This window comes from Bradyrhizobium sp. 191, assembly GCF_023100985.1.
Lineage (GTDB): Bacteria > Pseudomonadota > Alphaproteobacteria > Rhizobiales > Xanthobacteraceae > Bradyrhizobium > Bradyrhizobium diversitatis.
This window is the reverse complement of record NZ_CP064692.1, coordinates 6,110,289-6,135,328: the sequence shown is the minus strand read 5'-3', so window position 1 is coordinate 6,135,328 and position 25,040 is coordinate 6,110,289. Positions and strand designations below refer to the sequence as shown.

At 65.2% G+C, this 25,040-nt stretch carries 23 protein-coding genes; 2 read left to right on the top strand and 21 right to left on the bottom strand.

The genetic code is table 11. From position 1 onward, the window contains the following. Nucleotides 1–24 precede the first annotated feature (24 nt). The 3 genes from IVB23_RS28690 to IVB23_RS28680 all read right to left on the bottom strand — a co-directional run bounded on the left by IVB23_RS28690 (nt 25) and on the right by IVB23_RS28680 (nt 3,649). The gene (locus IVB23_RS28690) at nt 25–831 is read right to left on the bottom strand and encodes an NAD-dependent protein deacetylase (protein ID WP_197969121.1); all 807 of its coding nucleotides are present in this window, start codon (nt 829–831) and stop codon (nt 25–27) included. Between the two features lie 38 nt (nt 832–869). Next, nucleotides 870–2,672, bottom strand: a complete 1,803-nt coding sequence (locus tag IVB23_RS28685; RefSeq protein ID WP_197969120.1) for a cation:proton antiporter — start codon at nt 2,670–2,672, stop codon at nt 870–872. Nucleotides 2,673–2,812: 140 nt separating this feature from the next. Continuing rightward, nucleotides 2,813–3,649, bottom strand: a complete 837-nt coding sequence (locus IVB23_RS28680; RefSeq protein WP_197969119.1) for an SDR family oxidoreductase — start codon at nt 3,647–3,649, stop codon at nt 2,813–2,815. Nucleotides 3,650–4,082: 433 nt separating this feature from the next. On the opposite strand from IVB23_RS28680, the gene IVB23_RS28675 reads away from it, so the two are divergent. Next, nucleotides 4,083–5,411: a dicarboxylate/amino acid:cation symporter gene (locus tag IVB23_RS28675; protein ID WP_247800888.1), complete on the top strand. Its 1,329-nt coding sequence runs from the start codon at nt 4,083–4,085 to the stop codon at nt 5,409–5,411. A gap of 147 nt (nt 5,412–5,558) precedes the next feature. Here IVB23_RS28675 and IVB23_RS28670 read toward each other — a convergent pair whose 3' ends face one another. The 10 genes from IVB23_RS28670 to IVB23_RS28625 form a co-directional block, all read right to left on the bottom strand. Further along, a complete protein-coding gene (locus tag IVB23_RS28670) occupies nt 5,559–7,172 on the bottom strand; it encodes an ABC-F family ATP-binding cassette domain-containing protein (protein ID WP_197969118.1) in 1,614 nt (537 codons plus the stop codon). 172 nt (nt 7,173–7,344) lie between these two features. Beyond that, nucleotides 7,345–7,692 carry a RidA family protein gene (locus IVB23_RS28665; RefSeq protein ID WP_061880884.1) on the bottom strand — a complete coding sequence of 116 codons (348 nt, stop codon included), beginning with the start codon at nt 7,690–7,692 and terminating at the stop codon, nt 7,345–7,347. Nucleotides 7,693–7,706: 14 nt separating this feature from the next. Next, nucleotides 7,707–8,828: an FAD-dependent oxidoreductase gene (locus IVB23_RS28660; protein ID WP_247800887.1), complete on the bottom strand. Its 1,122-nt coding sequence runs from the start codon at nt 8,826–8,828 to the stop codon at nt 7,707–7,709. After that, entirely contained in the window at nt 8,825–10,243 is a 1,419-nt protein-coding gene (locus IVB23_RS28655; RefSeq protein WP_247800886.1) for an NAD(P)/FAD-dependent oxidoreductase, read from the bottom strand. The genes IVB23_RS28660 and IVB23_RS28655 overlap by 4 nt, the downstream gene beginning before the upstream one ends. After that, the gene (locus IVB23_RS28650) at nt 10,240–10,536 is read right to left on the bottom strand and encodes a (2Fe-2S)-binding protein (RefSeq protein WP_197969115.1); all 297 of its coding nucleotides are present in this window, start codon (nt 10,534–10,536) and stop codon (nt 10,240–10,242) included. Before IVB23_RS28650 ends, IVB23_RS28655 begins: the two co-directional genes overlap by 4 nt. A 31-nt stretch (nt 10,537–10,567) precedes the next feature. Continuing rightward, nucleotides 10,568–11,704: an FAD-dependent oxidoreductase gene (locus tag IVB23_RS28645; protein ID WP_197969114.1), complete on the bottom strand. Its 1,137-nt coding sequence runs from the start codon at nt 11,702–11,704 to the stop codon at nt 10,568–10,570. Nucleotides 11,705–11,712: 8 nt separating this feature from the next. Continuing rightward, a complete protein-coding gene (locus tag IVB23_RS28640; RefSeq protein ID WP_247800885.1) occupies nt 11,713–12,519 on the bottom strand; it encodes an ABC transporter permease in 807 nt (268 codons plus the stop codon). Then, nucleotides 12,516–13,391 carry an ABC transporter permease gene (locus IVB23_RS28635; protein ID WP_247800884.1) on the bottom strand — a complete coding sequence of 292 codons (876 nt, stop codon included), beginning with the start codon at nt 13,389–13,391 and terminating at the stop codon, nt 12,516–12,518. The genes IVB23_RS28640 and IVB23_RS28635 overlap by 4 nt, the downstream gene beginning before the upstream one ends. Beyond that, nucleotides 13,388–14,428 (bottom strand): ABC transporter ATP-binding protein, encoded by a 1,041-nt coding sequence (locus IVB23_RS28630; protein WP_247800883.1) that lies wholly within the window; start codon nt 14,426–14,428, stop codon nt 13,388–13,390. The genes IVB23_RS28635 and IVB23_RS28630 overlap by 4 nt, the downstream gene beginning before the upstream one ends. A 23-nt stretch (nt 14,429–14,451) precedes the next feature. Continuing rightward, complete coding sequence (locus IVB23_RS28625; protein WP_197969110.1) at nt 14,452–15,486, bottom strand: ABC transporter substrate-binding protein; 1,035 nt, start codon at nt 15,484–15,486, stop codon at nt 14,452–14,454. Between the two features lie 274 nt (nt 15,487–15,760). Here IVB23_RS28625 and IVB23_RS28620 point away from each other — a divergent pair, with 274 nt between their 5' ends. Continuing rightward, nucleotides 15,761–16,660, top strand: coding sequence for a LysR substrate-binding domain-containing protein (locus IVB23_RS28620; RefSeq protein ID WP_247800882.1), 900 nt, complete (start codon nt 15,761–15,763; stop codon nt 16,658–16,660). A gap of 226 nt (nt 16,661–16,886) precedes the next feature. Here the strand turns inward: IVB23_RS28620 and IVB23_RS28615 are convergent, their stop codons facing one another. The 8 genes from IVB23_RS28615 to IVB23_RS28580 are packed head-to-tail and all read right to left on the bottom strand — an operon-like array spanning nt 16,887 to nt 24,948. Then, on the bottom strand, nt 16,887–18,260 hold the full coding sequence (locus IVB23_RS28615) for an amidohydrolase family protein (protein WP_247800881.1): 1,374 nt from the start codon (nt 18,258–18,260) through the stop codon (nt 16,887–16,889). Continuing rightward, the gene (locus IVB23_RS28610; protein ID WP_247800880.1) at nt 18,257–19,840 is read right to left on the bottom strand and encodes an ABC transporter substrate-binding protein; all 1,584 of its coding nucleotides are present in this window, start codon (nt 19,838–19,840) and stop codon (nt 18,257–18,259) included. Before IVB23_RS28610 ends, IVB23_RS28615 begins: the two co-directional genes overlap by 4 nt. Further along, on the bottom strand, nt 19,840–20,724 hold the full coding sequence (locus IVB23_RS28605; RefSeq protein WP_247800879.1) for a polysaccharide deacetylase: 885 nt from the start codon (nt 20,722–20,724) through the stop codon (nt 19,840–19,842). Before IVB23_RS28605 ends, IVB23_RS28610 begins: the two co-directional genes overlap by 1 nt. After that, nucleotides 20,711–21,526 (bottom strand): ABC transporter substrate-binding protein, encoded by an 816-nt coding sequence (locus IVB23_RS28600; protein WP_247800878.1) that lies wholly within the window; start codon nt 21,524–21,526, stop codon nt 20,711–20,713. The genes IVB23_RS28605 and IVB23_RS28600 overlap by 14 nt, the downstream gene beginning before the upstream one ends. Before the next feature lie 16 nt (nt 21,527–21,542). Continuing rightward, entirely contained in the window at nt 21,543–22,307 is a 765-nt protein-coding gene (locus tag IVB23_RS28595) for an amino acid ABC transporter ATP-binding protein (protein WP_247800877.1), read from the bottom strand. Then, nucleotides 22,304–23,161, bottom strand: coding sequence for an amino acid ABC transporter permease (locus IVB23_RS28590; protein ID WP_247800876.1), 858 nt, complete (start codon nt 23,159–23,161; stop codon nt 22,304–22,306). Before IVB23_RS28590 ends, IVB23_RS28595 begins: the two co-directional genes overlap by 4 nt. Further along, nucleotides 23,158–23,985 (bottom strand): ABC transporter substrate-binding protein, encoded by an 828-nt coding sequence (locus tag IVB23_RS28585; protein WP_247800875.1) that lies wholly within the window; start codon nt 23,983–23,985, stop codon nt 23,158–23,160. The genes IVB23_RS28590 and IVB23_RS28585 overlap by 4 nt, the downstream gene beginning before the upstream one ends. A 39-nt stretch (nt 23,986–24,024) precedes the next feature. Beyond that, nucleotides 24,025–24,948, bottom strand: coding sequence for an N-carbamoyl-D-amino-acid hydrolase (locus tag IVB23_RS28580; RefSeq protein WP_247804984.1), 924 nt, complete (start codon nt 24,946–24,948; stop codon nt 24,025–24,027). Nucleotides 24,949–25,040: the final 92 nt, after the last annotated feature.

The following is a 25,040-nucleotide window of genomic DNA, read 5'->3' as shown; positions in this document are numbered from 1 at the left end:
AAGGCGTGTGCGTCGCCTGCGCGATCAGAGCAGGAATGCAAGCGCCGTCTCGCAGCGCTCCTCGACCTTCAGCGTCAGGAGATCGTCGGCGCGGGTGCGGCCGAGGTTGACCGCCGCGATCGGAATATTGCGGCGCGCCGCGGCCTGGACGAAGCGGAAGCCGGAATAGACCATGAGCGAGGAGCCGACGATCAGCATGGCGTCGGCTTCCGCCAGATGATCCTGCGCGGTGGCGACGATGTCGCGCGGGACGTTCTCGCCGAAGAAGACGACGTCGGGCTTGAGGATGCCGCCGCAGGCTTCGCATGGCGGCACCTCGAAGGAGGAAAAATCCTCGTGCTCCAGATCGGCGTCGCCGTCAGGTGCATCCGCGGCATCGAGCGTCAGCCACGCCGCATTGGCGCGGCCAAGATCCTGCTGAAACTCGTCGCGCGGCGTCTTGCGGTCACAACCCATGCAGCGGACCAGATCGAGCCGGCCGTGGAGGTCGATGACCTGCCGGTGACCGGCCGACTGATGCAGCCGATCGACGTTCTGCGTCAGCAGCATCCCGCACCGGCCGTTCGCCTCGAGCCGGGCCAGCGCATGATGCGCATCGTTCGGCTTCGCCTGGCCGAACCGCCGCCAGCCGATCAGGCTGCGCGCCCAATAGCGCCGGCGCGTATGCTCGTCCGACATGAAGGCCTGGAAATTGACCGGCTGCGTCCGCTTCCAGTTGCCCTGGCTGTCGCGGTAGTCGGGAATGCCTGAATTGGTGCTGCAGCCGGCGCCGGTCAGCACGAACAGATTTTCGTGCCGGTCGACGAAATCCTGGAGCGGAGCGTTTGACATGGCACCAGATGTAGGTCGCGAGGCCGGCTTTTTCCAGATCACTGTCGGCGGGACGGACGCCCTGCGAAGGACGATGGGTGAGATTTGTCCTGGTCTGCCGTGTGGGCGGCTTGCTGCAACGTCCGCCGAAACTCATCACGCTTTTCGTGCACCGAGGCTATCGCATACCCGACCTCGACTCCGAGGCCGACCAGCGCGGCTTCTGAAAGCTGCAGGCTTGCCTCGATGGTTTCCGGCACCGCGTCGGTGGCGCCGATTGCATAGAGGTGACGGGCATGATCAGCGTCGCGCGCACGTGAGACGATCAACACATCCGGCCGCGCCGAACGGATCCGCTCGACGACGGCATCGATCGCCGTTCGCGATTGAATCGTGATGATCACGCCGGTCGTCTGCATCAGGCCGCAAGCTTCGAGAAAGCCCGGCTCTGTCACGTCGCCAAAGAAGACCTTATGACCGTCGCGGCGGTCGCGCGCCACGGCGATCGGATCGTGATCGACCGCGATGTAGTCCACGCCATGGGAGGTAAGCAGCGAGCAGACCACTTTTCCAACACGGCCGTAGCCGACCACGATCGCCTGTGTTCGGTCGCTTGGCGGCTGAACCGTCAGTTCGGGATCGAGGATGCGCTCGTCAGCCAGCTTGGCGGCCAGTCGTCGTCCGAGCGCGCCCAAGAGCGGCGTCAGCGCCATCGTCACGGCGGTGATGGCCACGACGAAGCTCGACACGCGAGGCTCGATCAGGCCTGCGGCGGCCGCCATGCCGATGCTGACGAATGCGAACTCGCCGACGGGCCCCAGCAGGAAGCCGATCTCGATCGCCGCCGGCCATGAGAGCCTGAACAGGCGGCCCAGAATGATGAGCACGATCGCCTTGCCGGCGAGAATGCCGATCACGGCAGCCAGCAGCCAACCGGGCTCGCGCATGAACACGCGGAAATCGATGGCCATGCCGACGGTGAAGAAGAAGATGCCGAGCAGCAGGCCCTTGAATGGCTCGACGGTGGCCTCGATGGCTTTTCCATACTCCGTTTCCGCCAGCATCAGTCCTGCAACGAATGCTCCGAGCGCCATCGACAGCCCGGCTTGGTGTGCGGCAAGCCCTGCGCCGACGATGACGAACAAGGTCGCCGCGACAAACAACTCCGTCGAATGGGTTCCCGCAACCATCTGGAACAGTGGACGCATCAGCAGCCGTCCGATCAGAATGAGAAAAGCGACCGCCACGACCGCCTTCAGGATCGCACTGGAGATGTGCGTCACGACCGAGCCACCGCTGCCTGCACCGAGCACCGAGACGAACACGAGAATGGGGACCACGGCGAGGTCCTGGGCCAGCAAGACCGAAAAGCTGGCGCGCCCGGCTGTGGTCGCAAGTCGCCTCTCGGCGGAGAGAAGCTCGAGCACAATCGCCGTCGAGGACAGCGCAAGGCTCGCGCCAATGATCACGGAAGTATCGGAACTCTGCCCGCAGAGGAGCGCCGCGCCAAATAACATGGCGGACGTCGCCAGCACCTGCAGGCCGCCAAGCCCGAACACCAGCCGCCGCATCGTGACGAGCCGCCGGAAAGACAGCTCGAGCCCGATCAGGAATAGCAGGAACACGATGCCGAGATTGGCGATGCCCTCGACGTTCTGCGCGTCCGTCACCGTGAACCAGTACAGGAACGGGAGATTCTGAACGAGCGAACCAAGCCCGAGCGGACCGAGAATGGCGCCGGCGCCGAGATAGCCCAGCACGGGGTTGATGCCCCAGCGGCGCACGATCGGCACCACCACGCCGGCGGTGCCGAGAACCACGAGCGCGTCGCTATAGGCATTGATGCTGATGGTTGTGGTCACGAGCCCGTCTTGTGTCGACGTTTGCCAATAGCGGCCGCGTCGTCCACGGTCGATAGCACACGGCGCCGCAGCCCCCAACCCATCCTGATTTCTCCGCGGGCACTGGCGGCCGCCGATTGCGCGTGATCCAAAGCTGACGTTCAGCTTGCCCAATTCTCTCGGAATTCGGGGAATAGCGTCAGGCCCCCGCAAGCATAGATGGTCTGCCCCGTGATGTAGCTCGCATCCTCCGAGGCGAGGAAGGCGAATACGGCGGCGATCTCTTCCGGCGTGCCGACACGGCCCAGCGGAATATGGCTGGTGACGACGCCGCGCTTTTCGGGGTCACCGGTCCATGCCACGTTGATCGGCGTGTCGATCGCGCCTGGTCCCACCGCGTTGACGCGGATGCCCCGGCCGGCAAATTCGAGCGCCAGCGTGCGCGTCAGATTGGCCATGCCTCCCTTGCTGATCGAATAAGCGAGATAGCCGGGCTTTGGAATGATCTGGTGGACGCTCGAGCAATTGATGATGCTGCCGCCTCCGCCGCGTGCGACGAAGTGAGCGAGCGCCTTCTGTGCGCAGAGCACGGCGCCGTTGAGATTGACGTCGATGATGCGGCGATAGGTTTCGACGTCGAGCGCCTCGCTCGGCGATTCCTGCTGGAAGCCGGCGTTGTTGACGAGGCAATCGAGACGTTTCCAGCGAGAAAGGATCGCCTCGAACATCGCAGCAATGTCCCGCTCATCGCCGACATTGGCCTTGACGATGCAATGATCGGGCTCGCCGTGGCCGCGCGAGCGCGAAGCTGCCCGAGCGAGCGCGAGCGTCTCCTCGGCGCGCTCCACGTTCTCGAAATAGTTGATGGCAACGGTTGCGCCTTCCTGGGCGAGCCGGACGGCGACGGCGCGGCCGATGCCTTGCGAGGCACCCGTCACGAGGGCGTACTGACCGACGAGGCGCGAAGGAAATGAGGTTGAACGTTCGGTTTGCGGCATGTGTTCTCTCCAGATGCGTCATCATGGATGGAACCGGCGTTTTGTTCCACCCGGTTGTGCATACGCCGCACGCATCCCTGGACACGGCGCGGCCGGCAGCTGGGTGGAGTCGATCGGCATGCCGAGGCGAGGCCTTCACCAGGCATCCGAGACATCCGCCGATCGCACCGATGATCAGCAGGCGACGTCGCATGCCTGGGCTGCAAGAGCAAGCACTCCGACCATCGGAACGGTCGCGAGCCCGCCCCATCGAGAGCCTGCCGCCGCCGGCGCCGTGGTGGCCGCGATCGACAACAAGCGCGCTTGCGGCTCCGCGATCGATCTTCGTGCAAACAGACAAAAATGTGATTGTCGCTTCGGCGGCGGCCATCACATGATGCAAGTGATGCATGATTCAGATCATGCATGATCAATGCGTTCCGGGGCACACTCCATGACACAAATCGCGATCCAGCCAGCCATTCAACGTCGGCACCAGCCCTGGTACAAGATCCTCTACGTTCAGGTGCTGATCGCGATCGCGCTCGGCGTGCTCATCGGCTATTTCTATCCTGATCTCGGCAAGGCCTTGAAGCCGCTCGGCGACGGCTTCATCGCGCTGATCAAGATGATGATCGCGCCGGTGATCTTCTGCACCGTGGTGCACGGCATCTCCTCGATGGGCGACCTCAAGCGCGTCGGGCGGGTCGGGCTGAAGTCGTTGATCTATTTCGAGACGGTCTCGACCGTCGCGCTCGCGGTCGGACTTTTGGTCGGTGAGATTCTCCAGCCCGGGCGCGGCTTCAACATCGATCCGGCCACGATCGACCCGAAGTCGGTGGCGACCTACGTCACCAAGGCTCATGAAGAGGGCATAGTCGCCCATCTGATGGCGATCATTCCCGACAGCTATCTGGGCGCGATCGCGCGCGGCGACCTGCTCCAGGTGCTGCTGATCTCGATCCTCTCCGGCTTCGCCATCGCCTTCCTCGGCAAGGCCGGCGAGCCCATTGCGGATGCGATCGACAAGGCCGCGAAGATGTTCTTCGGCATCATCCGCATCATCGTGCGCGTCGCGCCGATCGGCGCCTTCGGCGCGATGGCGTTCACCGTCGGCGCCTACGGCCTCGGCTCGCTGCTCAACCTCGCGGCGCTGATCGGTACATTCTATCTCACCAGCATGCTGTTTGTACTGGTCGTGTTAGGTGCGATCGCTCGCCTCGCCGGCTTCTCGATCCTGCGCTTCATCGCCTACATCAAGGACGAGCTGCTGATCGTGCTCGGCACGTCCTCCTCCGAGACGGTGCTGCCGCAGATGATCCAGAAGATGGAGCATCTCGGCGCCTCGCGCTCGGTGGTCGGCCTCGTCATTCCGACGGGGTACAGCTTCAATCTCGACGGCACCAACATCTACATGACGCTGGCGACGTTGTTCCTGGCGCAGGCAACCAATACGCATCTGACCATCTGGCAGGAGCTCGGCATTCTCGGCATCGCCATGATCACTTCGAAGGGCGCCTCGGGCGTCACCGGCGCCGGCTTCATCACGCTCGCGGCAACGCTCTCGATCGTGCCCGACATACCGATCCAGTCGATCGCCATCCTGGTCGGCATCGACAAGTTCATGAGCGAGTGCCGCGCGCTGACCAATCTGATCGGCAATGGCGTCGCCTGCGTCGTCATCAGCATCTCCGAAGGCGAGCTCGACCGCGACGCGCTGCACGAGACCATGGCCCACCCGCTGGAGATCGGCGAGGCGCTGGAACCGGGCGGAGGCGCGTAGATCGAAGGCAGGCGACGTTTTTTCCGACGCGGTAGTTTCCCGGAGTGGAAAACCGGCGAGATAAGCGTCACAACAACGGCACTGCGATCACGGATTGATACTCATTTTTTCCACCCGACGCGCTGGGGGCAGGGCGTCGGGTTTTTGTTATTGGAATGATGAGCCCCTGGAATCACGTTCGCCGGCAAGATCGAGCCGCCGCGTGATCCCGATTGCCTGCAGGAATGCCTCGTCATGACTGACGACAAGCAGCGCGCCGTCATAGGCTCTCAAGCCTGCCTCGACGGCTTCGATGGACTCGACATCCAGATGGTTGGTCGGCTCGTCGAGAATGAGCAGGGACGGCGGAGTCGCCCCGCCAAGCACACAGGCAAGGCCTGCACGAAACAACTGCCCGCCGCTCAGGCTTCCGACGATCTGCAAGGCAGCATCGGCGCGAAACATGAACCGCGCCAGCGCGGCATGGCATTCATTCGCTCCCGCCTTCGGATTGAGACGCCCGAAATTGTCCAGGATGGAGGTCGCGGGATCGAGCAGGCTGACCTTCTGGTCGAACAGCGCGAAGTCCGGCCTGACCCGCACGGTGCCGGAGAGCGGGCGCAGCTCGCCCGCGATCAATTTCAGCAGCGTCGTCTTGCCGGAGCCGTTCGGGCCGACCAGCGCGACGCGCTCCGGACCAACGATCATGAGCGATAGATCTTGGAAGACCGGCCGCTCGGGCCGATAGCCTGCACTGACGCCGTCGAGCCAAAGCACCTCCCTGCCCGCCGGCAGGCCGGTCGCGGGCAACCTGACCGACAATGGCTGAAGAATCTCGATACGCCGGCGCGCCGTGTCCGCAGCATCGATGGCCTCCGCGCGCCGCCGCTCGGCGATTTGCGTGCTCTTGCCGCCGCTGTCCTCGCTACGATCCTTGCGTGCACCAGCCAGGATCCGCGGCATGTCGCCCTTGGCGCGCTTCTTCCTTCCGCCGCTGTCCTTGCGCGCTTTCCTTTCCGCAGCCTCTTGGGCCTTGCCGTCGATCTCGGAGAGACGCTTCTCGGCATGCGCGAGGTCATGCCGGACGGCCGCAAGCTCGACGGCCTTCTGCTCGCGATACCGACTCCAATTGCCGCCGTATCGCGTAGCTCCGAGCGAGGTCAGTTCGACGATCGCATCCATGGTCTCCAGCAAGCCCCGGTCGTGGCTGACGACGATCGCGCCGCCGCGCCAGGCGGCGAGCAGATCAGTCACCGCTTTGCGTCCGTCCCGGTCGAGATTGTTGGTGGGCTCGTCCAGGAGCAGGAAGTCGGGCGCGGCGAAGATCAGTGCGGCGAGTCGAACCCGGGTGATCTGGCCGCCGGATAGGCAAGACAGCTCCGTGTCGGGAGATGGATCGAACCCGAGGCGCGCCAGCGCGGCTTCAAGCCGGGTCTCGAGCGTCCAGTCGATCGCTGCGATGTCATCGGCAGAGGCATCGCCTCGCTCCGCACGGCGAAGCAGGTCGAGCGCCCGCCGCACGCCGAACAGGTCGGCTACGGTCGTGCCGGCAAGAACCTGCACATCCTGGCGCAACAAGCCGATAGTGCCGTTAGCCAGAACGCGCCCTGATCGGGGCACATGTTCACCTATGATCGACGCAAGCAGCGTCGTTTTCCCGACGCCGTTGCGGCCGACGAGACCGGTACGCTCGGTCGTGAACGTCAGATCGATGTTGGAAAGAAGAGAACGGCCGTCAGGCGTGGACAGCGACAGGTTCGACAGAATGATCGAGGCAGGCATGGAATTCCCCGTGAGCAAGGCAGGTGGGCTTTGCGGTCGGGGTCATATCCATGGCTACAAGTATCCTGATTGAGGGACTCTCCAAGTAGTCCCATCGAACGGCGAGATCAAGGCGGGACGCGAGGAGGACGACAGCGCGGAAGGCGCTGTCGTCCTTCGTCGCCGTGCGCGGTCAACCCTTCAGGGCGGTGACCACCACCTCGATCAGCGCGCCGCCGCCGAGATCGGCGACGCCGACGGTGGCGCGGGTGGGGAGATTGTCGCCGAAGAACTCGGTCCAGGCCGCATCCATCTCCTTCTTCCTGGAGAGATCGGTGACGAAGATCGAGGCGCTGACGACGCGAGACTTGTCGGTGCCGGCCTCCTTCAGATAGCCGGCGATCTTGCCGAGGATGTTGCGGGTCTGCTCGCCCATCGAGACCGAGGTGTCGTCGGCGATGGTGCCGCCGAGGAAGACGAAGCCGTTGGCCTCGACGGCGCGATGCATGATGGGCGTGCGGATGCTGCGGGTGATGCTCATGATGTCCTCTTTTTCTAGAGCGTTGAAGGATGGAAGCGGTCGATGCCGAGATCGCCGATTCGGGTCTGGGTGCCGCCATTGACGATCAGCTCCGCCATCACGGCGCCGGCGCCGGGGCCGAGCTGAAAACCGTGCAGCGAGAAGCCGAACTGGTGATAGAGGCCCTTGTGACGGCTGCTCGGCCCGAACACGGGCAGATCGTCCTTCATCCTGGCCTCGATGCCCGCCCATGCGCGGACGATGGTGGCGCTGCGCATCACCGGGAACAGCTCGAACACGGTCCGCGCGCTGGTCGCGAGGCTCTTCCAGTCCAGCACCGTCTCGTTGCGTTCCTGGTCCGGCGTCGCCAGATGACCGCCGCCGATCAGCACGGTGCCGTTCTTGAATTGCTTGAAGGACAGCTTTCGCCCGCGCAGGATCACGACGGGATCGATGAAGTGCGGCACGCGCGAGGTGATCATCAGCATCGGTGCTACCGTCTCGACCGGCACCGGCTCGCCGAGGTCAGCCGCGATCCTGCCGGCCCAGGCGCCGGCGGCGTTGACCAGCACCGGCGCGGCAAAGCTCTCCGAACCGACATCGACGTGCCAGAGGCCGTCACGGTGCCGGATGTTGTCGGCGGCCACGCCTTCGCGCACGGTTGCACCGAGCAGCTCGGCCTTGCGGCGAAACGCCGTCGTCGTCTGCGCCGGATTAGCCGCGCCGTCACGGCGCGAGACAATACCGCCGGGACAGGTCTCGGCCACCGCTGGCACCAGCCGGCGCAGTTCGGCGGCGTCGATCAGTTCCTCGTGGGTGAAGCCTAGCGCGTTGAGCTCGGCGACACGCGCGCGGCAGATCGCGAGCTCGTCCTCGTTCTCGGCAACCAGCACCTGACCGTAGCTCTCGAAGCTGCAATCGTCGTCGAGGAGATCTGAGATCTTCTCCCATATCCCCATCGAGCGGATCGAGAGCGGAATCTCCGGGATGTGCCGCGCGAGCTGGCGCACGCCGCCGGCGTTGACGCCCGAGGCGTGACGGCCGGCATAATCCTTCTCGATCAGCACCGGCTTCAAGCCGGCGAGGCACAGATGCAGCGCGGTCGAACATCCGTGGATGCCGCCGCCAATGACGATCGCATCCACGTTTGTGCTCATCCGCGCACCACGGCCCTGACGTCGGCCTCGCTCTTGGGAACGGCGGCGAGCTCGGCCAGCGTGATCGGCTTCACCGGCGCACGCAGGCGGTAATAGCCGATCTCCTGCGGGGACTTGCCGCGCGCCTGCGCCATCAGCTCGGTGACGGTGAGGCCGCAGAGTCGGCCCTGGCACGGACCCATGCCGGTGCGGCGATAGGCCTTGAGCTGGTTCGGCCCGGTCGCGCCGATCGCGACGGAATCGAGAACGTCCTTTGCGGTGACCTCCTCGCAGCGGCAGACGATGGTGTCGCCTGAGGGAATCCGGAAGTGCGGCGCGGGGCGGAACAGCGTGTCGAGGAAGACGCGACCGCGCTCGGCCTTGGCGAGATCGGAACGGAGCATCGCCATCGCGGGGACCTTTGCGGCTGCCGCGGGCGCCAGCGCTTCGACGGCGGCGCACGCGGCAATGCGACCGCGCACCACGGCTGCATTGGCCCCGCCGATACCGGCACCGTCACCGGCGATCGCGATGCCGGCGACCGACGAATTGCCACTGGCGTCCAATACTGGAGACCAGCACAATTGCAGGTCATCCCAACGATGCTCGATGCCGGCGGACATCGCCAGATTGACGTTGGGCACGACGCCCTGATGCAGCAGCAACAGGTCCGCAGCGATCGTCTCGCGCTTGCCGCCGGCGACATAGCTCACGCTGGCAAGCTGGCCATCACCGGAAGCCGCAAGCTCGGTGACACCCGAGACGACCTGCACCTTCGCCTTCACCTCGCGCATCATCGACAGGCCCTTGGCGAAATAGGGCGAGGTCAGGAAGGCGAAAGCGTGCGGAAGCGCCGCGAAATAATTGCCACGCTCGGTGGTGTCGAGGATGCGGTCGATGCGGCCGCCGAGACGCAAAATCTGCGCGGCTAGCAGCCAGAGCAGCGGCCCCTGCCCCGCGATCACCGTGCGTCCATCAGGCACCAGCGCCGACGACTTCAGCATGGTCTGCGCCGCGCCGGCAGTCATCACGGCCGGCAGCGTCCAGCCGGGAATCGGGAACGGCCGCTCCAGCGCGCCGGTCGCCAGAATCACGCGTTTCGCCTTGACGAAGGCGGAGGCGCCGCCGATCGACACGGCGATGTCGAGATTGCGATCGAGGCTCCAGACGGTGGCACGATGGATGATCTCGGCGCCGCTCGCACGCAGCGCCTGCACGAGATCGGCCCCGACCCAATAATCGGCGCCGAGCTGATTGCGCTCGGTCACCGGTGTCGAGGCGATCGCGCGAAACACCTGGCCGCCGGGACCGACATTCTCGTCGAGCAGCAACGTCGACAGGCCGGCCTCGGCGGATGTCGCGGCAGCAGCGAGACCCGCCGGCCCGGCGCCGATCACCACCATGTCATACGCTTCGCGCTTGGGAGCCACAGTCATTTTCCGATCTCCCGCTTGCCCTTCTGGATTTCGACCTGCATGCCCTCCGCAACCGGCACGAGGCAGCCCTGGCGATTGCCGACGCCGTCGATGGTGACGAGGCAGTCGAAGCACACGCCCATCATGCAATAGGGCAGACGCGGCGCGCCGCTCACTGCGGTGGAACGCCGTGCGTCCACGCCGGAGGCCAACAGTGCGGCAGAGACGGTGTCGCCCTGGCGCGCCGCGACGGCGACACCGTCGACGAGGATCTGCACTTGCGGACGCTTGTCCTGTTCGGATCGCTTGAACATGGGGATGCCTCTTGGCTCCTTCTCAGAATCTCTAGTAGCCGCTGCCGTTCGCAGCACCTCCGCCGCCAAAACGGCTGGCCGAGAACGCGCCGACCAGCTCCGGCTCGAGCGCGCCCTGCGCCACCATCCGCGCGATCTCGAAAGCGTGGTTGGAGGCGAGTGTCACGCCGGAATGGCAGCAGGCGACGAAGGCGCCGGGATGCGTCTCCGACTGGTCGTAGATCGGAAAACCGTCCTGCGGCATCACGCGAATGCCGGACCAGCTCCTGACCACGTTGAGTCGCGACAGATGCGGGAACATGCGCTGCGCGCGATCGGCCATGACACCGCTGATCGACGGCTTCAGCGTGCGATCGTCGAGCTCGTCCTCCTTGCTGTCGCCGATCATCACCGTGCCCTCGTCGGTCTGGCGGATCGTGGTCAGCGGATGCGGCAGGAACGGCATGGTGCGCTCGGTCACGACGACCTGGCCGCGGGTCGGGCCCATCGGCGCAAAGAGGCCGACCATCGGCGCCAGCGTCTGGTTGGCATTGCCGGCGGCCAGCACGATCTTGGCGGCACGCAGTTCACCCTGCGGCGTGGTCAAGCGAAATTCACCGCCGCTCTTGCTGATCGCCGAGACCGGGCGCTCCGGAAAATAGTCGATGCCGAACGCAATGAAGCCGGTGTGAAACGCGCGGAAGGTGCGCAGCGAATTGACGTGGCCGTCGAGCGGGCAATAGCTGCCGCCGGAGACCTCGGGGCCGATGAGCGGCAGCGCCTTCTTCACCTCGGACGGCCGCAGCATTTCCATCTTGTAGTCGGCCGCGCCGACCTGGTTGTGCATGCGCTTGACGAGCTCGGCGCGCTGGCCGAATTCGTCCTCGCCGAGCGTGAGATGGAAGCCGCCATTCTGCTGAAGGGCAACGTCGAGCCCCGTCTGCTGCTTCAGCTCGGAGGCCAGCCGGCCCCATGCCTGCGAGGCCTGCACGGTCCACACCGTATAGGCGGGCATGCCGAGCCCCTTGCTCTGCACCCACACCAGCGCAAAGTTCGCGCGCGAGGCGCGCTTGGTAATGTCGCCTTCGTCGAGCACGGCGACCTTCTTGCCGAGCCGGCCGAGGCCCCAGGCAATGGCGGAGCCGAGCAGTCCGCCGCCGACGACGGCGACGTCGTAGTCCGTTCGCATAGGTTCTCCTATCGTCCCGTATCGCCTTTGCCGGCGAGCACACGGTCGAGCCCGTAGAAGCGGTCGAGCAGAATGAGGGCGGTCATGGTGATCGCGATCACGCAGGCCGAGACCGACGTCACCAGCGGATCGATGTTGTCCTGGATATAAAGGAACATGCGCACCGGCAACGTCTCGGTGCCGGGTGCCGCGAGGAAGACGGTCATGGTGAGATCGTCGAAGGACTGGATGAAGGCGAGCGCCCAGCCGCTGATGACGCCGGGCAGGATCAGCGGCAAGGTCACGCGGCGGAACAATGTCCAGCCGCCGGCGCCGAGCGAGACCGCCGCCATCTCGACCGTGCAATCCATGCCGGTTGCCGCCGCCAGCGTCAGCCGCAGCGCGAACGGAAACACGATGATGACATGCGCGATGATCAGCGCGGCAAAGCTGCCGCCCAGCCCGACCGACGTGAAGAAGCGCAGGAAGGCGATGCCGAGCACGACATGCGGGATCATTAGCGGCGACAGGAACAGCGCCGCCAGCGCATCACGGCCGCGAAAGCGATAGCGCGCGATCGCGAGCGCCGCCGGCACCGCGAACAGGAGCGCCACGAGCGAGGACAGCGCGCCGAGGCCGAGGCTGACCCAGAAGGCGTGGATGAATTCGGGATAGTTCGCGATGGTCCTGAACCAGCGCAGCGAAAATCCGTTGGTCGGCAAGGAAAGAAAGCCTTCCGGCGTGAAGGCGACGAGGCAGACCACCAGGATCGGCGCCACCATGACGATGACGAAGACGGTGTGGAAGATCAGCGCGAGCGGGCCGTTCCGGCTCATCGGAACACCTCCGCATAGCGCCGCTCGATCAGTGCGTTGCTGCCGACAACGATCAGCACCAGCGCGACCAGCAGCAGCGTTGCGACGGCAGCTCCCAGCGGCCAGTTCAGGGTGTTGAGGAATTCGTCATAGGCGAGCGTCGCCGCGACCTTGAGCCGTCGGCCGCCGATGATCGCCGGCGTCGCGAAGGCGCTGGCCGAGAGCGAGAACACGATGATGGCGCCAGACAGCACGCCCGGCAGGATCTGCGGCATGATGATGCGGCGGATAATGGTCGCAGAGCCCGCGCCGAGCGACATCGCGGCATTCTCGATCTGCGGATCGAGGCGCTGCAGCGCCGCCCATACCGACAGCACCATGAACGGCATCATCACATGCGCGAGTGCCACGACCATGCCGGTTTCGGTGAACATGAAGGGGATGGGGGAGCGCATGACCCCGAGCGACATCAGGAGCTTGTTGACGAGGCCGTTGTTGCCGCCGAACAGCAGCGCCCAGCCGAGTGTGCGCGCAACGACGGAGATCAAGAGCGGCCCGAGAATGACGAGCAGAAAAAAGCTCTTCCAGCGGCCGCTCATGCGGTTGAGGATATAGGCTTCGGGCGCGCCCAACACGGCCGTGAGCAGCGTGGTCAGGATCGCGATGCGGAACGTCCGCCAGAACATCTCGGCGTAATAGGGATCGGTGGCGATCTCGTGCCAGTTCTTGAGGATGAAGACCGGCTCGATGCCCTTGTACTGGCCCCAATCGTGGAACGACAGCATCACCGTCATCGCCAGCGGAATCAGCAGCACGCCGACAAACAGCATCAAGGCGGGCACGGTCAGCACCCACGGCGCGCGTAGGCTGCGCTCCTCGGCGGCCATGCTCATGCGCCAGCCCTCGCGCGCACGCTCATGTCCTCGGAACGCCAGGTGAGGCGAACCGCGTCGCCTTCGGCCGGCTGCGCTTTGCCGTCATTCTGGCGGATCACGATCGCCGGGCCGCATTCGCTGTCGCACTGAAACAGCCAGTGATTGCCCTGGAAGATGCGCGTGATGATTTTTGCGCTGAGCCCTGTATCGCCAAAGCCGATTCTTTCGGGGCGAACACTGACGGTGACGGCACCGCCAAGCCCGGCCGGCGCCGGTGCGCGCCAGGAGCCGGCCACCAACTGCGTCGGCGCGACGGTCCGGTCGATCGTTCCGGCAAAGTCGTTGGTCTTGCCGAGGAACTGCGAGACGAAGGCCGAGGCCGGCTTCTCGTAGGTTTCCTGCGGCGTGCCGATCTGCTCGATCTTGCCCTGGCTCATCACCACGATGCGATCGGACAGCGACATCGCCTCGTTCTGGTCGTGAGTGACAAGGATCGTGGTGGTACCGATGGTGCGCTGGATCTGGCGCAGCTCGATCTGCATTTCCTCGCGCAGCTTGGCGTCGAGGTTCGACAGCGGTTCGTCGAGCAGCAGCACGCTCGGCTTGATCACCAGCGCACGCGCCAGCGCCACGCGCTGCTGCTGGCCGCCGGACATGCGGCGTGGGTGACGATCCTCGTAGCCGGAGAGCCCCACCATTGCCAGCGCGGCCCGAACGCGCTTGGCCCGCTCGCCTCGCGGCACGCCACGCATCTCCAGGCCAAAGGCGACGTTCTCCGCCGCGGTCATGTGCGGAAACAGCGCGTAGCTCTGGAACACGATGCCGAGGCCGCGCTTGGCCGGATGGATCGCGGTGAGGTCCTTGCCCTCGAGGCGGATCGCGCCACGCGTGGGATCGAGGAAGCCTGCGATCATCTGCAATGTCGTGGTCTTGCCGCAGCCGGACGGGCCGAGGAAGGAGATGAACTCCCCCTTTCCCACCGACAGGCTGAAGTCGTCGACCACAGTCTGCGCGCCGAACTGCTTTGCGACCCGATCGAGCTCGAGATAGGCCATGACGCTGTTTCCGCCGCGACCGATCAGCGCTCGACCTCGCGGTTCCAGCGCTTGGTCCACTCCTCGCGCTTCTCGTTGATGACGGTCCAATCCGGATTGTAGAGCTTGGCCGCGCGCTCGCCGATCGGCGCCATCTTGCCGAGCTCGGGTGGGACCACCAGCGATTTCAGCACCGGGCCGTAGCCGTAATCCTTCAGCAGCACGAGCTGGATCTTCGGATCGAGCAGCATTTTGACGAAGCTCGCAGCGAGTGGCGAGGCATTCGGCTTGGCGATCGGACACGCCGTCGTCAGCAGCGTCGCCGCACCTTCATTCGGATAGATGAAGTCGACGGGGAAGCCGGTATTGGCGAAGCTCTGCACACGGCCGGTGCCCCAAACCGCGATCACGGCCTGGCCGGACTGGAACAGCTCGGTCATCTTGCCCGGCGACGGCTCATAGGCCAGCACGTTCGGATTGATCTGTTCCTTGAAGATCTTGAAGCCGGATTCGACGTTGGTCTCGCCGCCGCCGTTCATCTTCGACAGCATCACCAGCGCTTCGAGACCATAGGTGTTGTTGATCGGCGGGATCACGAGCTGCTTGGCGTATTTCGTGTCCTTCAGATCATTCCACGAGGTCGGCGGCGCCCAGCCTTTCTCCTTGAACACCTTCGTGTTGTACATCAGGCCAGTCGCGACGATGCCGATCGCGACGGCGCGATCGTCCTTGAAGCGGGCGGTGTCGTAGAGATCGGCCGGCAGCCCGTCGAGCTTGCCGCAGAAGCCGAGTTGGATCGCCTGATACATCGGACCGTCGTCGACGATGGCGACATCGATCTGCTGATTGCCTTTCTGCGCCTGGAGTTTTGCCAGGGTGTCAGTAGAGTTGCCGGCTACGTATTCGACCTTGACGCCGTTTGCCTTCTCGAAGGCCGGGATCACCTCGTCGCGGATCGTCTTTTCGAACGAGCCGCCGTAGCCGGCGACGTAGAGGGTCTTTTGCTGGGCCGAGGCGACCGACGGGGCGGCAACGAGCGCCGCGATGCTGACCGCTGTCAGAAGGCGAAGAGTCTTCATATGGACCGATCTCCAATACCGGAATGAGGTGACGTGCCGACAAGTCTCCGGCCGAAGCGCCTTCCGCATTTCCTTCCGCGCGAACCCTCTCCGGACGGGGCTCCCGGCCCCCGTTCGGCAGATTCTGGCGCGATCTGGAGGTTCGAACTCCTCCAATCTGCCGAAAAAGCGAGCTGACTCCAGCTCTGATGAAAAAGATCGCAACCTAAACTTCCATCGTCCAATGAATAATGGCACCCTCTGCATGCCAAAATGTTATGATTGGATTGTGGGGATGGCGCGGATCAATTCGCGGCAGGTGGAGGCCTTCCGCGCGACAATGCTGACGGGCAGCGTGACGGAGGCGGCGGCGCTGATGAAGGTGACGCAGCCGGCCGTCAGCCGGTTGCTGCGCGACCTCCAGGCCCTGCTGAAAATGGAGCTGTTCGAGCGGCGCGGCACCGGTCTGGTGCCGACCGCCGCGGCGATGGCGCTCTACACTGAGGTCGAGCGCTCCTTCGTGGGCCTCGAACGCATCACTGCGGCGGCGGAAGAAATCCGCGGCCGCCGCACGGGCTCGCTACGCATCGCCGCACTGCCGGCGCTCTCGAACGGCTATCTGCCGCGGCTCACCGGTCACTTCCTGAAGGAGCGGCCAAACCTCAACCTGGCCTTCTTCGGTGTCATCTCGCCGATCGTCGTCGACTGGGTGCTGAACAATCAATGTGACGTCGGCTTTGCCGAGGTGCCGATCGCGCATTCCGGTCTGCCGAGCCAGAGACTGCCGGCGCCGGCGCGCGTCGCAGTGCTGCCGAGCGGTCATCGCCTCGCGGAGAAGGAAGTCCTGGAGCCGCGCGATTTCGAGGGCGAGACCTTCATCTCGCTGTCGGCGGGATCGTCGAGCCGGCATCTTGTCGACCAGGTCTTCCACCGCCACGATGTCCGCCGCGTGCTGCGCGTCGAGACCACGCTGTCGGAGATCATGTGCGGCATGGTGTCGTCAGGGCTTGGCGTCGCAATCTGCGATCCCTTCACGGCGCAGGAATTTGCAACGCGCGGCATCGTCGTGCGCCGCTTCCTGCCGCGCATCGACTTCGAATTCTCCGCGGTCTTTCCGGCGCAGCGCAGTCCTTCACCGGTGGCGCTGGACCTAGTCGAGACCATGCGCAAGGCGCTGGTGGAGTTTGAGGATTAGGGCTTCGCTTCGAACAGTGCAGCCACAGGCTCGCTGCAACCTTCCCGCTTGCGGGAGAGGTCGGCGCGTCCGGGCGATGCGAAGCATCGTCCCGCGCGTCGGGAGAGGGTTCTCTCCACACGGGGAGTGTCCCTACAAGGAGAGAGCCCTCTCCCCTGCCCTCTCCCACAAGCGGGAGAGGGAGCGCACTTTCCTCGAGGCGACGATCATGCGCAAAAAAAGGCGATCAGCCGTTGAACGCGGCCTGCGCCTCCGGCAGGTCCCAGATCTTGCCGATCGCGGCGGTGCCCGCCGCAATGATCGCCGCCTCGTCCGCGCCGAGATAGCGTCCCTCATCGACCAGCACACGACCGTCGACCATGACCTGATCGATATTGGCACGGTTGGCGAGTGCGATCAGCGCGCGGCGCGGATCGAACAGCGGCTGCAGATGCGGATGGGTGAGATCGACAACGGTGAGATCTGCGATCGCGCCCGGCTCGATCCGGCCGAGATCGGGGCGCTTGATGACGTCGGCGGCAACAACCGTGTTCGCTTCGATCAGCTCTGGCGAGTTCGCGACGTCGGGACGCGCCGAGGTGATCTTTGAGATCAGCGAGGCGGCATTGAGCTCACCGAGCAGGTCCATGTTGTAGCCGTCGGTGCCGACCACGGTGCGCACACCGTGCTCGGCGAAGCGGCTGAAGGCCGCGGTGATGCCGGCGCGCGCGAAGACGCGCGGGCAGTTCAGCACGGTCATGCCGCGCGCGGCCATGAGCTTGAGATCGTCGTCGCTGCTGAACATGCAGTGCGCCGCCATGAGGTCGGGCGCGAGCAGGCCGAGCCAGTCCAGATATTGCGCCGGCGTGCGGCCACCATAGCGCTTGCCGATGGTCTCGACCTCGGCGCGGCTCTGCGCCATGTGCGTCGTGATGGGCACCCCGAGCTCGCGCGCCCGGGTGGCGCAAGCCTTCAGCAGATCGGGGCCGCATGTGTCGGTGGCATGCGGGCTCATGGCGAGGCTGATGCGGCCGTCGCCGCGATTATTCCAGCGCTGATAGAGCGCACTCCATGTCGCCATGTCCGCAGCGCCGTCGTCGCCGGAATATTGGACCACACCGTCCGGCCCGGCCTTGGCATCGGACGTCGAGAACAGATAGGGCGCGCCGTAGAAGCGGATGCCCATCTCCTCCGCGGCGTCGAACATCTCGGGGATCGAGTTGCGGAACGGCTCCATCACCGTGGTGGCGCCGCCCTTCAGGAGTTGGAGGATGCCGAGCCGCGCCACCGCGAGCCGCTCTTCCGCCGACAGGATATCGGCACCGCGCTTGGTCAGCGGCAGCAGCACCGTGTAGACGATGCTCTGGTTGTTCTTGCGGCCGTTGCCGTCCTCGGTGTGACTGCGCGCCACCGCTTCCGAAAAGCAGTGATTGTGCAGGTTGAGCAGACCCGGCAGGACGAAGCGGCCTGGGCGATCATGGACCTGATCGGCGCGCGGCTTGTCGCGCGTGATCGCGGCGATCTTCTTGCCTTCGACCAGAACCCAGTGGTCGCGCAAGACATCCTGCGCGCCGTCTTTCCGTGACAGCACATAGCTGCCGAAGATTGCTGTGGTGCTCATGCGGGACGCACGTTCCAGAAGACGGCGGTGCCGTCGAGAATGCCGGTGATCGCCTTGCGATAGGCGGTCGGCTGTTTGTACAACCCGATCGGAATATACGGGATTTCCTTGAACGCGACCGCCTGGATCTCGCGGCAGATGCGCTGCTGCTCGGCGAGCTCTGAGGCCGCCAGCCATTGGCTGCGCAGCGGCCCCATCTTCTCGCTCGCATACCAGCCGGCGACCTTGCCTTCGCCGCGGATGTTGGTGTTGCCGGCCGGGTTGAGCCAGTCGATGCCCTGCCAGTTGCCGACAGCGGCGCTCCAGCCGCCCTGCCCGATCGGGTCCTTCTTCAGCTGACGCTGCAGCACGACAGCGAAATCCAGCCCGGCATATTCGACGTTCATGCCGGCCTTGCGCAGGCTGTCGACCGCGATCTCGCCGAGCGGCTTCTGCGCCAGCGAGTTGGTGGGAACCAGCACCACGATCTTCTCGCCGTTGTAGCCGGCGGCTTTCAGGTCGGCCTTCACCTTGGCGTAGTCGCGCGGGCCGCGGAACACCTCGAGCCCGACCTCGCTCGCCATCGGCGTGCCGGGCGCGAAGAAACCGATCGGCGCGACCTGAAAGGCCGGGTCGGTGCCGGCAACCGCGGTCATGAACGCGGACTGATCGATCGCACCCAAGAGCGCGCGGCGGATGGCGGGATTGTCGAACGGCGGCTGCAGGTGGTTGAGGCGCAGCATGCAGGCGTAGCCTCTGGGATCGAGGACGCGCGTCTCGATGTCGCCGGCGGCCTTGATCACCGGCAAGAGATCGTGCGGCGTGGTCTCCTGCCAATCCTGCTCGCCGGTCTGGAGCGCGGCGACGCCGGTGCCGGCATCGGGCGTCGTGGTCCAGACCACGCGATCGTAGTGCACGATCTTCGGCCCCGCGGTCCAATCCGGCTTGCCGTCGGTGCGCGGCTGGTAGCGCTCGAATTTGGCAAAGGCGTTGCGCGCGCCCTGTACGCGCTCGTCGGCGAGATAGCGGAACGGGCCGCTGCCGATCACCTCGGTGAGCGGCTTGAACGGATCCTGGCTCGCCAGCCGCTCCGGCATCATGAAGCAGGCATTGATCGCGGCCTTGCCGAGCGCCTGCGGCAGCAGCGGAAAAGGACGCTTCAGACGGAAGCGGATGGTGCGGTCGTCGGCAGCCGAGAGCTCGGCGGTCGCCTCCATCAGCTCGCCGCCAAAGCCGTCGCGCGCGGCCCAGCGGCGGATGCTGGCAACGCAATCGCGGGCGAGCACACGCTCGCCGTCGTGCCAGAACAGGCCGTCGCGAAGCGTGATATCCCACTGCAGCAGGTCGCCCGAGATGACGTGGCCCGACACCATCTGCGGCGAGACCTGGAGCGAGGCGCTCATGCCGTAGAGCGTGTCGTAGACCATGAAGCCGTGGTTTCGCGACACCTGCGCGGTCGAATAGATCGGATCGACGAAGGCAAGATCGATGACGGGGATGAAGCGCAGCGTGGACTGGGATTCAGCGCGGACGATGCCCGGCAGCGACAGCGCCGGCAGCGCCGCGCCGGCCCTGAGGAGCGAACGGCGGGAGATGGACATCAGCGGTTACCGGCTTCGTGGCGCAGGAAGTTTTCCGCGATGTTCTCGCCGGTGGTGATCCAGACATCCGGGCACGACTTTGCGTAAGTGAGAAACTCGCGCAGCAGCCGCAGCCGCATCGGACGACCGCTGCATTGCGGATGCAGCACGGTCGTCACCATCGCGCCCCAGTCGCGGACCTCATCCAGCTCGTCCTTCCACATCGAGAGCACGTGCTCCTTGGGGAAGATCGAGCGCGGGCTGAAGCGGGCGGAGAGGCCGTGCATCCAGTCGTCATAGCTTGCGGTGACCGGCAGCTCGATCGTGCCGGGCTTGCCGTCGCCGAGCCGATGGCGATAGGGCCTGACGTCATCGCGGAACGAGGACGTGTAGACGATGCCGTGGCGCACCAGCGCGACGCGCAGCTCCTCGGTGAACTCGCCATAGGGCGCGCGGTAGCCGGTCGGCTTGACGCCGAGCCGGCGCTTGAGCGCCTCGAAGCCGCGCTCCAGTTCCTCCTCGATCCAGGGATCGCCGGGATCCGGCAACAGATGGTGATAGCCGTGATGGCCGATCTCGTGGCCGGCCTTCAGGATGGATTCGGCCATCGCCGGATGCGCATCGACCGACCAGCCCGTGACGAAGAACGTCGCCTTGAGATCGAGCTGGTCGAGCAGTTCCAGCAGTTTTGGCGTGCCGACGCGCGCCTCATAGCCGCCATAGCTCATGGTGATGAGCCGCTGCGCATGACCTGCGTCCTTGCTGGTCCAGGCGCTCTCGGCGTCCACGTCGAACGACAGGAACATCGCGGATGTGTACGGCTTCGGCCAGGGATAGTCGGGCGCAGGATCCGCGGTGTTGGCCGGAACGAGCGGAATGCTCTGGAGTGCCTTACTGTCCAGCATTGATGGTCGCCTTCTCGATTGCGTTGTCGCTCAATTTCCACTTCGCCAGCAGCGTCTTGTAGGTGCCGTCCGCGATCAGCGCGTCGACCGCCTCCAGCATTACCTGCTGCAATGCCTTCTCCTTCACCGGCAGGGCAATGCCAGTGAATTGCTGTGCGATGGGCTCGCCCACGGTCGCATAGGTGTTGGGCTCGAGGTCCATGATGTAGGGCAGCGTCTCGTTGCCCTGGGCGGCGGCATCGATGCGGCCCTGCCGCAGCTGCGTGCGCGCGTCGGCCGAGCCGTCGGTGCCGACGAATTGGATCGGATTGCCGCCGCAATTCTTCTCGCTCCACGCCGCGATCTGGGCCGGGAACATGGTGCGGCGGCTGGCGCCGACCTTCTTGCCGCACAGCGATACGGCATCCTTGAACTCGGCCTTGCGCGACGCCTGCACGAAGAACTGCGGACCGCTGCGCAAATAATCGACGAAGGTCGCGACCTCGTGCCGGCTCGCATAATCGGTGAAGCCGGACAGGATGGCATCCACCCGCCCGGTCGAGATCGACGGCATGAATTCGGCAAAGCTGGTCTCGGTCCATTCGATCTTGACGCCGAGCTTGCGGCCGATGGCTTCGCCGAGATCGACGTCGAAGCCGGAGAGCGCGTTGGTGGCGGGATCGCGGAATTCCATCGGCGGGTAGTTCGGCACCAAGGCGACCTTGATGCTGCCGCGCTTGGCGATCTCAGGCGGCAATTCGGCCGCCATCGCCGACGCGCTCATGGCGCCCAGGAACGCCGCCGCAAGCAAAAATCTTTTCATCACCATACCCCCAATGTCAGATCACTGCCGAAAGAAATGCCCTGGTGCGCTGCTCGCGCGGCGCGCCCAATACGTCGGAGGCACGCCCCTGCTCGACGATCGCGCCCTGGTCCATGTAGACGACGCGGTCGGCGACCTCGCGGGCGAAGCCAAGCTCGTGCGTCACCACCATCATGGTCATGCCGCTTCGCGCCAGCTCCTTCATGACCGCGAGCACCTCGCCGACGAGCTCGGGATCGAGCGCGCTGGTGGGCTCGTCGAACAGCATCAGCATCGGCTTCATGGCGAGCGCCCGCGCGATCGCGACGCGCTGCTGCTGGCCGCCGGAGAGCTGCGCAGGATAGGAGTTCGCCTTGGCCGCAAGCCCGACGCGACGTAGCAGTTCGATCGCCTCGGCGCGCACCTCATCCGGCTTGCGCCACTGAACTTGGGTCGGACCTTCCGTAATGTTCTCCAGCGCGGTCTTGTGCGGAAACAGGTTGAAGCGCTGGAACACCATGCCGGTCTTCAGCCGCTGCCGCCCGATCTCGCGCTCGCTCAGGCGATGGAGCTTCCCGCCTTGCTCGCGCACCCCGAGCAGCTCGCCGTCCAGCCAGATGCCGCCGGCATCGATCGTGGCGAGCTGATTGATGCAGCGAAGCAGCGTCGTCTTGCCGGAGCCGGAGGCGCCGATCAGGCACATCACCTCGCCGGGCCAGACGTCGAGCGAGACGTTCTTGAGAGCCTGAAACTCCCCGAAATTCTTCGCTACGGAGCGGATCGCGACGAGAGGTCTTGTCATCGCGCCAGCCGCAATGTGCCGCGCGCGAAGCGTCGTTCGAGCAGCATCTGGAGCGGGGTCAGGATCGAGACCACGAGCAGGTACCAGAGCCCGGCGACGATCAGGAGCTCGATGACGCGGGAATTTGCGTAGTAGATGTTCTCGGCGTTGTGCAGCAGTTCGGGATATTGGATCACGCTCGCGAGCGAGGTCGCCTTCACCATTCCGATGAACTCGTTGCCGAGCGGCGGAATCACGACGCGCATCGCCTGCGGCAGCACGATCCGCCGCAACGCGCGCAGCCGCCCCATGCCGATCGCCTGCGCCGCTTCATACTGCCCGATGTCGACCGACAGCATGCCGGCGCGCATGACCTCGGAGGTGTAGGCGCCCTGGTTGATGCCGAGCCCGAGCAGCGCGGCAAGGAACGGCGTCATGACGTCGACGGCGCGCGCGGACCACAGGCCGGGGATGCCGATGGTCGGAAACACCAGTGCTAGGTTGAACCACAGCAGCAGCTGCAGGATCAGCGGCGTGCCGCGGAACAGCCAAGTGTAGCCGGTCGCAACCGTCTTCAGCACCGGATTGGGCGACAGCCGCATGACCGCGACGACGATGCCGAGCACGATGCCGAGCGCCATGGCCAGCACCGCCATCACCATGGTGTTGACGATGCCTTCGAGAATGACCTTCGCGGTCAGGAAGCGGCTGACATAGGACCATTCGATCTGGCCGTTGGCAAAGGCGCGGGCGATCGCCGCCAGCACAAGGAGGATCAGGGCCGCGCTGATCCAGCGAAACCAGTGCGGCTCGCGCGCGATCTGCATGCCCGACAGATCGGGAAATCCGTCCGCGAGTGCCGGGGCCGGCTTCATTGCGGCGCCGCGTTCAGCATGGGCTGGGTCACCGCGTTGGCGCCGAGACCCCATTTGTCGAGAATGGCCTTGTAGGTACCGTCGGCGATCATCGCCGCGAGCTTCTCCGTCACGGCCTCGCGCAGGGCCGTATCGTCCTTGCGGAACATGATGCCCTGGTAACCTTTGGCGAAGGGCTCGCCGACCACGCGGTATTTGCCGGGCTCCTGCGTCTGCGCATAGGGCAGCGTCTCGCTGCCCTGCACCGCGGCGTCGATACGGCCCTGCTTGAGCTGATTGCGTACGTCGATGGAGTTCTCGCCCGGAACATATTGGATCGCCGGCTTGCCGGCCGGCTCGCAATTCTGCTTGCTCCACTTCTCGATCTCGACCGGGAAGCTGGTGCTGCGGGTGGTGCCGACCTTCTTGCCACAGAGATCGGTCGCATCCTTGGCCCCGCTCTCCGCCTTCACGAAGAACTGCGGGCCGGTCGCGAGATAGTCGACGAAATCGGCAGTCTCGCGCCGCGAGGCGCGATCGGAGATGCCGGAGATGATGAAATCGGCGCGCTTGGTCTGGAGCGAGGGGATCAGTTCGGCGAATGGCGTCTCGCTCCAGACGATCTTCAGCCCGCCGAGCCGCTTGGCAAGCTCTTTAGCGAGATCGATATCGAGCCCGACCAGCTCGTTGGTTGCGGGATCGCGATATTCCATCGGCGCGTAAGTGGAATTGACCGTGAGCTTGAGCGTGCCGGCCTGCTTGATCTCCGCCGGAAGCTCGGCCGCCCGCGCCGACGTCACGGCAGCCAACGCTGCCAAGGCAAGCAAATGCGGGAGGCGTGTCATGTCAGCTCCTTTGCCAACGCTGCGATCGGCCGTTTGGAATCAATCTGCGTCAAGAACGGCCGGCTCGATCACGCCGGCGCGCTCGGTGATCACCCTGTACTGCTCGGGCCGCCGGTGGGCGGCGAAATTGAACATCTTGTCCTTGCCCTGGCGGCAGAGGTCGAGATCTATGTCGGCGACGATCACCTCATCGGTGAGCGTCTGCGCCTGCGCGACGATGCGACCGTTGGGATCGACGATGCAGGAGCCGCCGATCAGCCCGGAGCCGTCCTCCTCGCCCGCCTTGGCCACCGAGATCGCCCAGGTCGCGTTCATGTAGGCGTTGGCCTGCGTCACCAGCGTCGAGTGGAAGGTGCGCAAGGCGCCGTCTTCGGTGGCGCCACCGTTCGGATCATAGGCCGCCGAATTGTAGCCGATGCAGACGAGCTCGACGCCCTGCAGGCCGAGCACGCGCCAGGATTCCGGCCAGCGCCGATCGTTGCAGATCATCATGCCCATGATGGCGTGGGCCCAGGACGAGCCGGCGCGGAAGGCGGGAAAGCCGAGATCGCCATATTCGAAATAGCGCTTCTCGAGCTGCTGGTAGCGCGCGCCCGGACGCGGCTCGACCGACCCGGGAAGATGCACCTTGCGGTAGCGGCCGAGGATCTCACCGTCGCGATCGACCAGGATAGAGCAGTTATAGCGGCGGCCGTCCGGCGTCTTCTCGGCATAGCCGACATAGAAGCCGACGCGGAGCGCACGCGCCCGATCGAACAGCCTTGCCACCGCCGGATTCGGCATGCTGCGCTCAAAATACTGGTCGAGAGCCTCGCCTTCGAGCAGCCAGCGCGGAAAGAAGGTGGTGAAGGCAAGCTCCGGAAACACCACGAGGCTGGCGCCGCGGCCGGCGGCCTGCTCCAGCATGTCGAGCATCCGCGACAGCGTATGCTCGCGCATATCGGCTTTTTGCGTCGGCCCCATCTGAGCGGCGGCGGCGCGAAGGACACGAACCAAGTTTGCCTCCAATCTGTGCGCGGTGCTGCCTCAATGGGCGAATGAACCCTTTGATACGA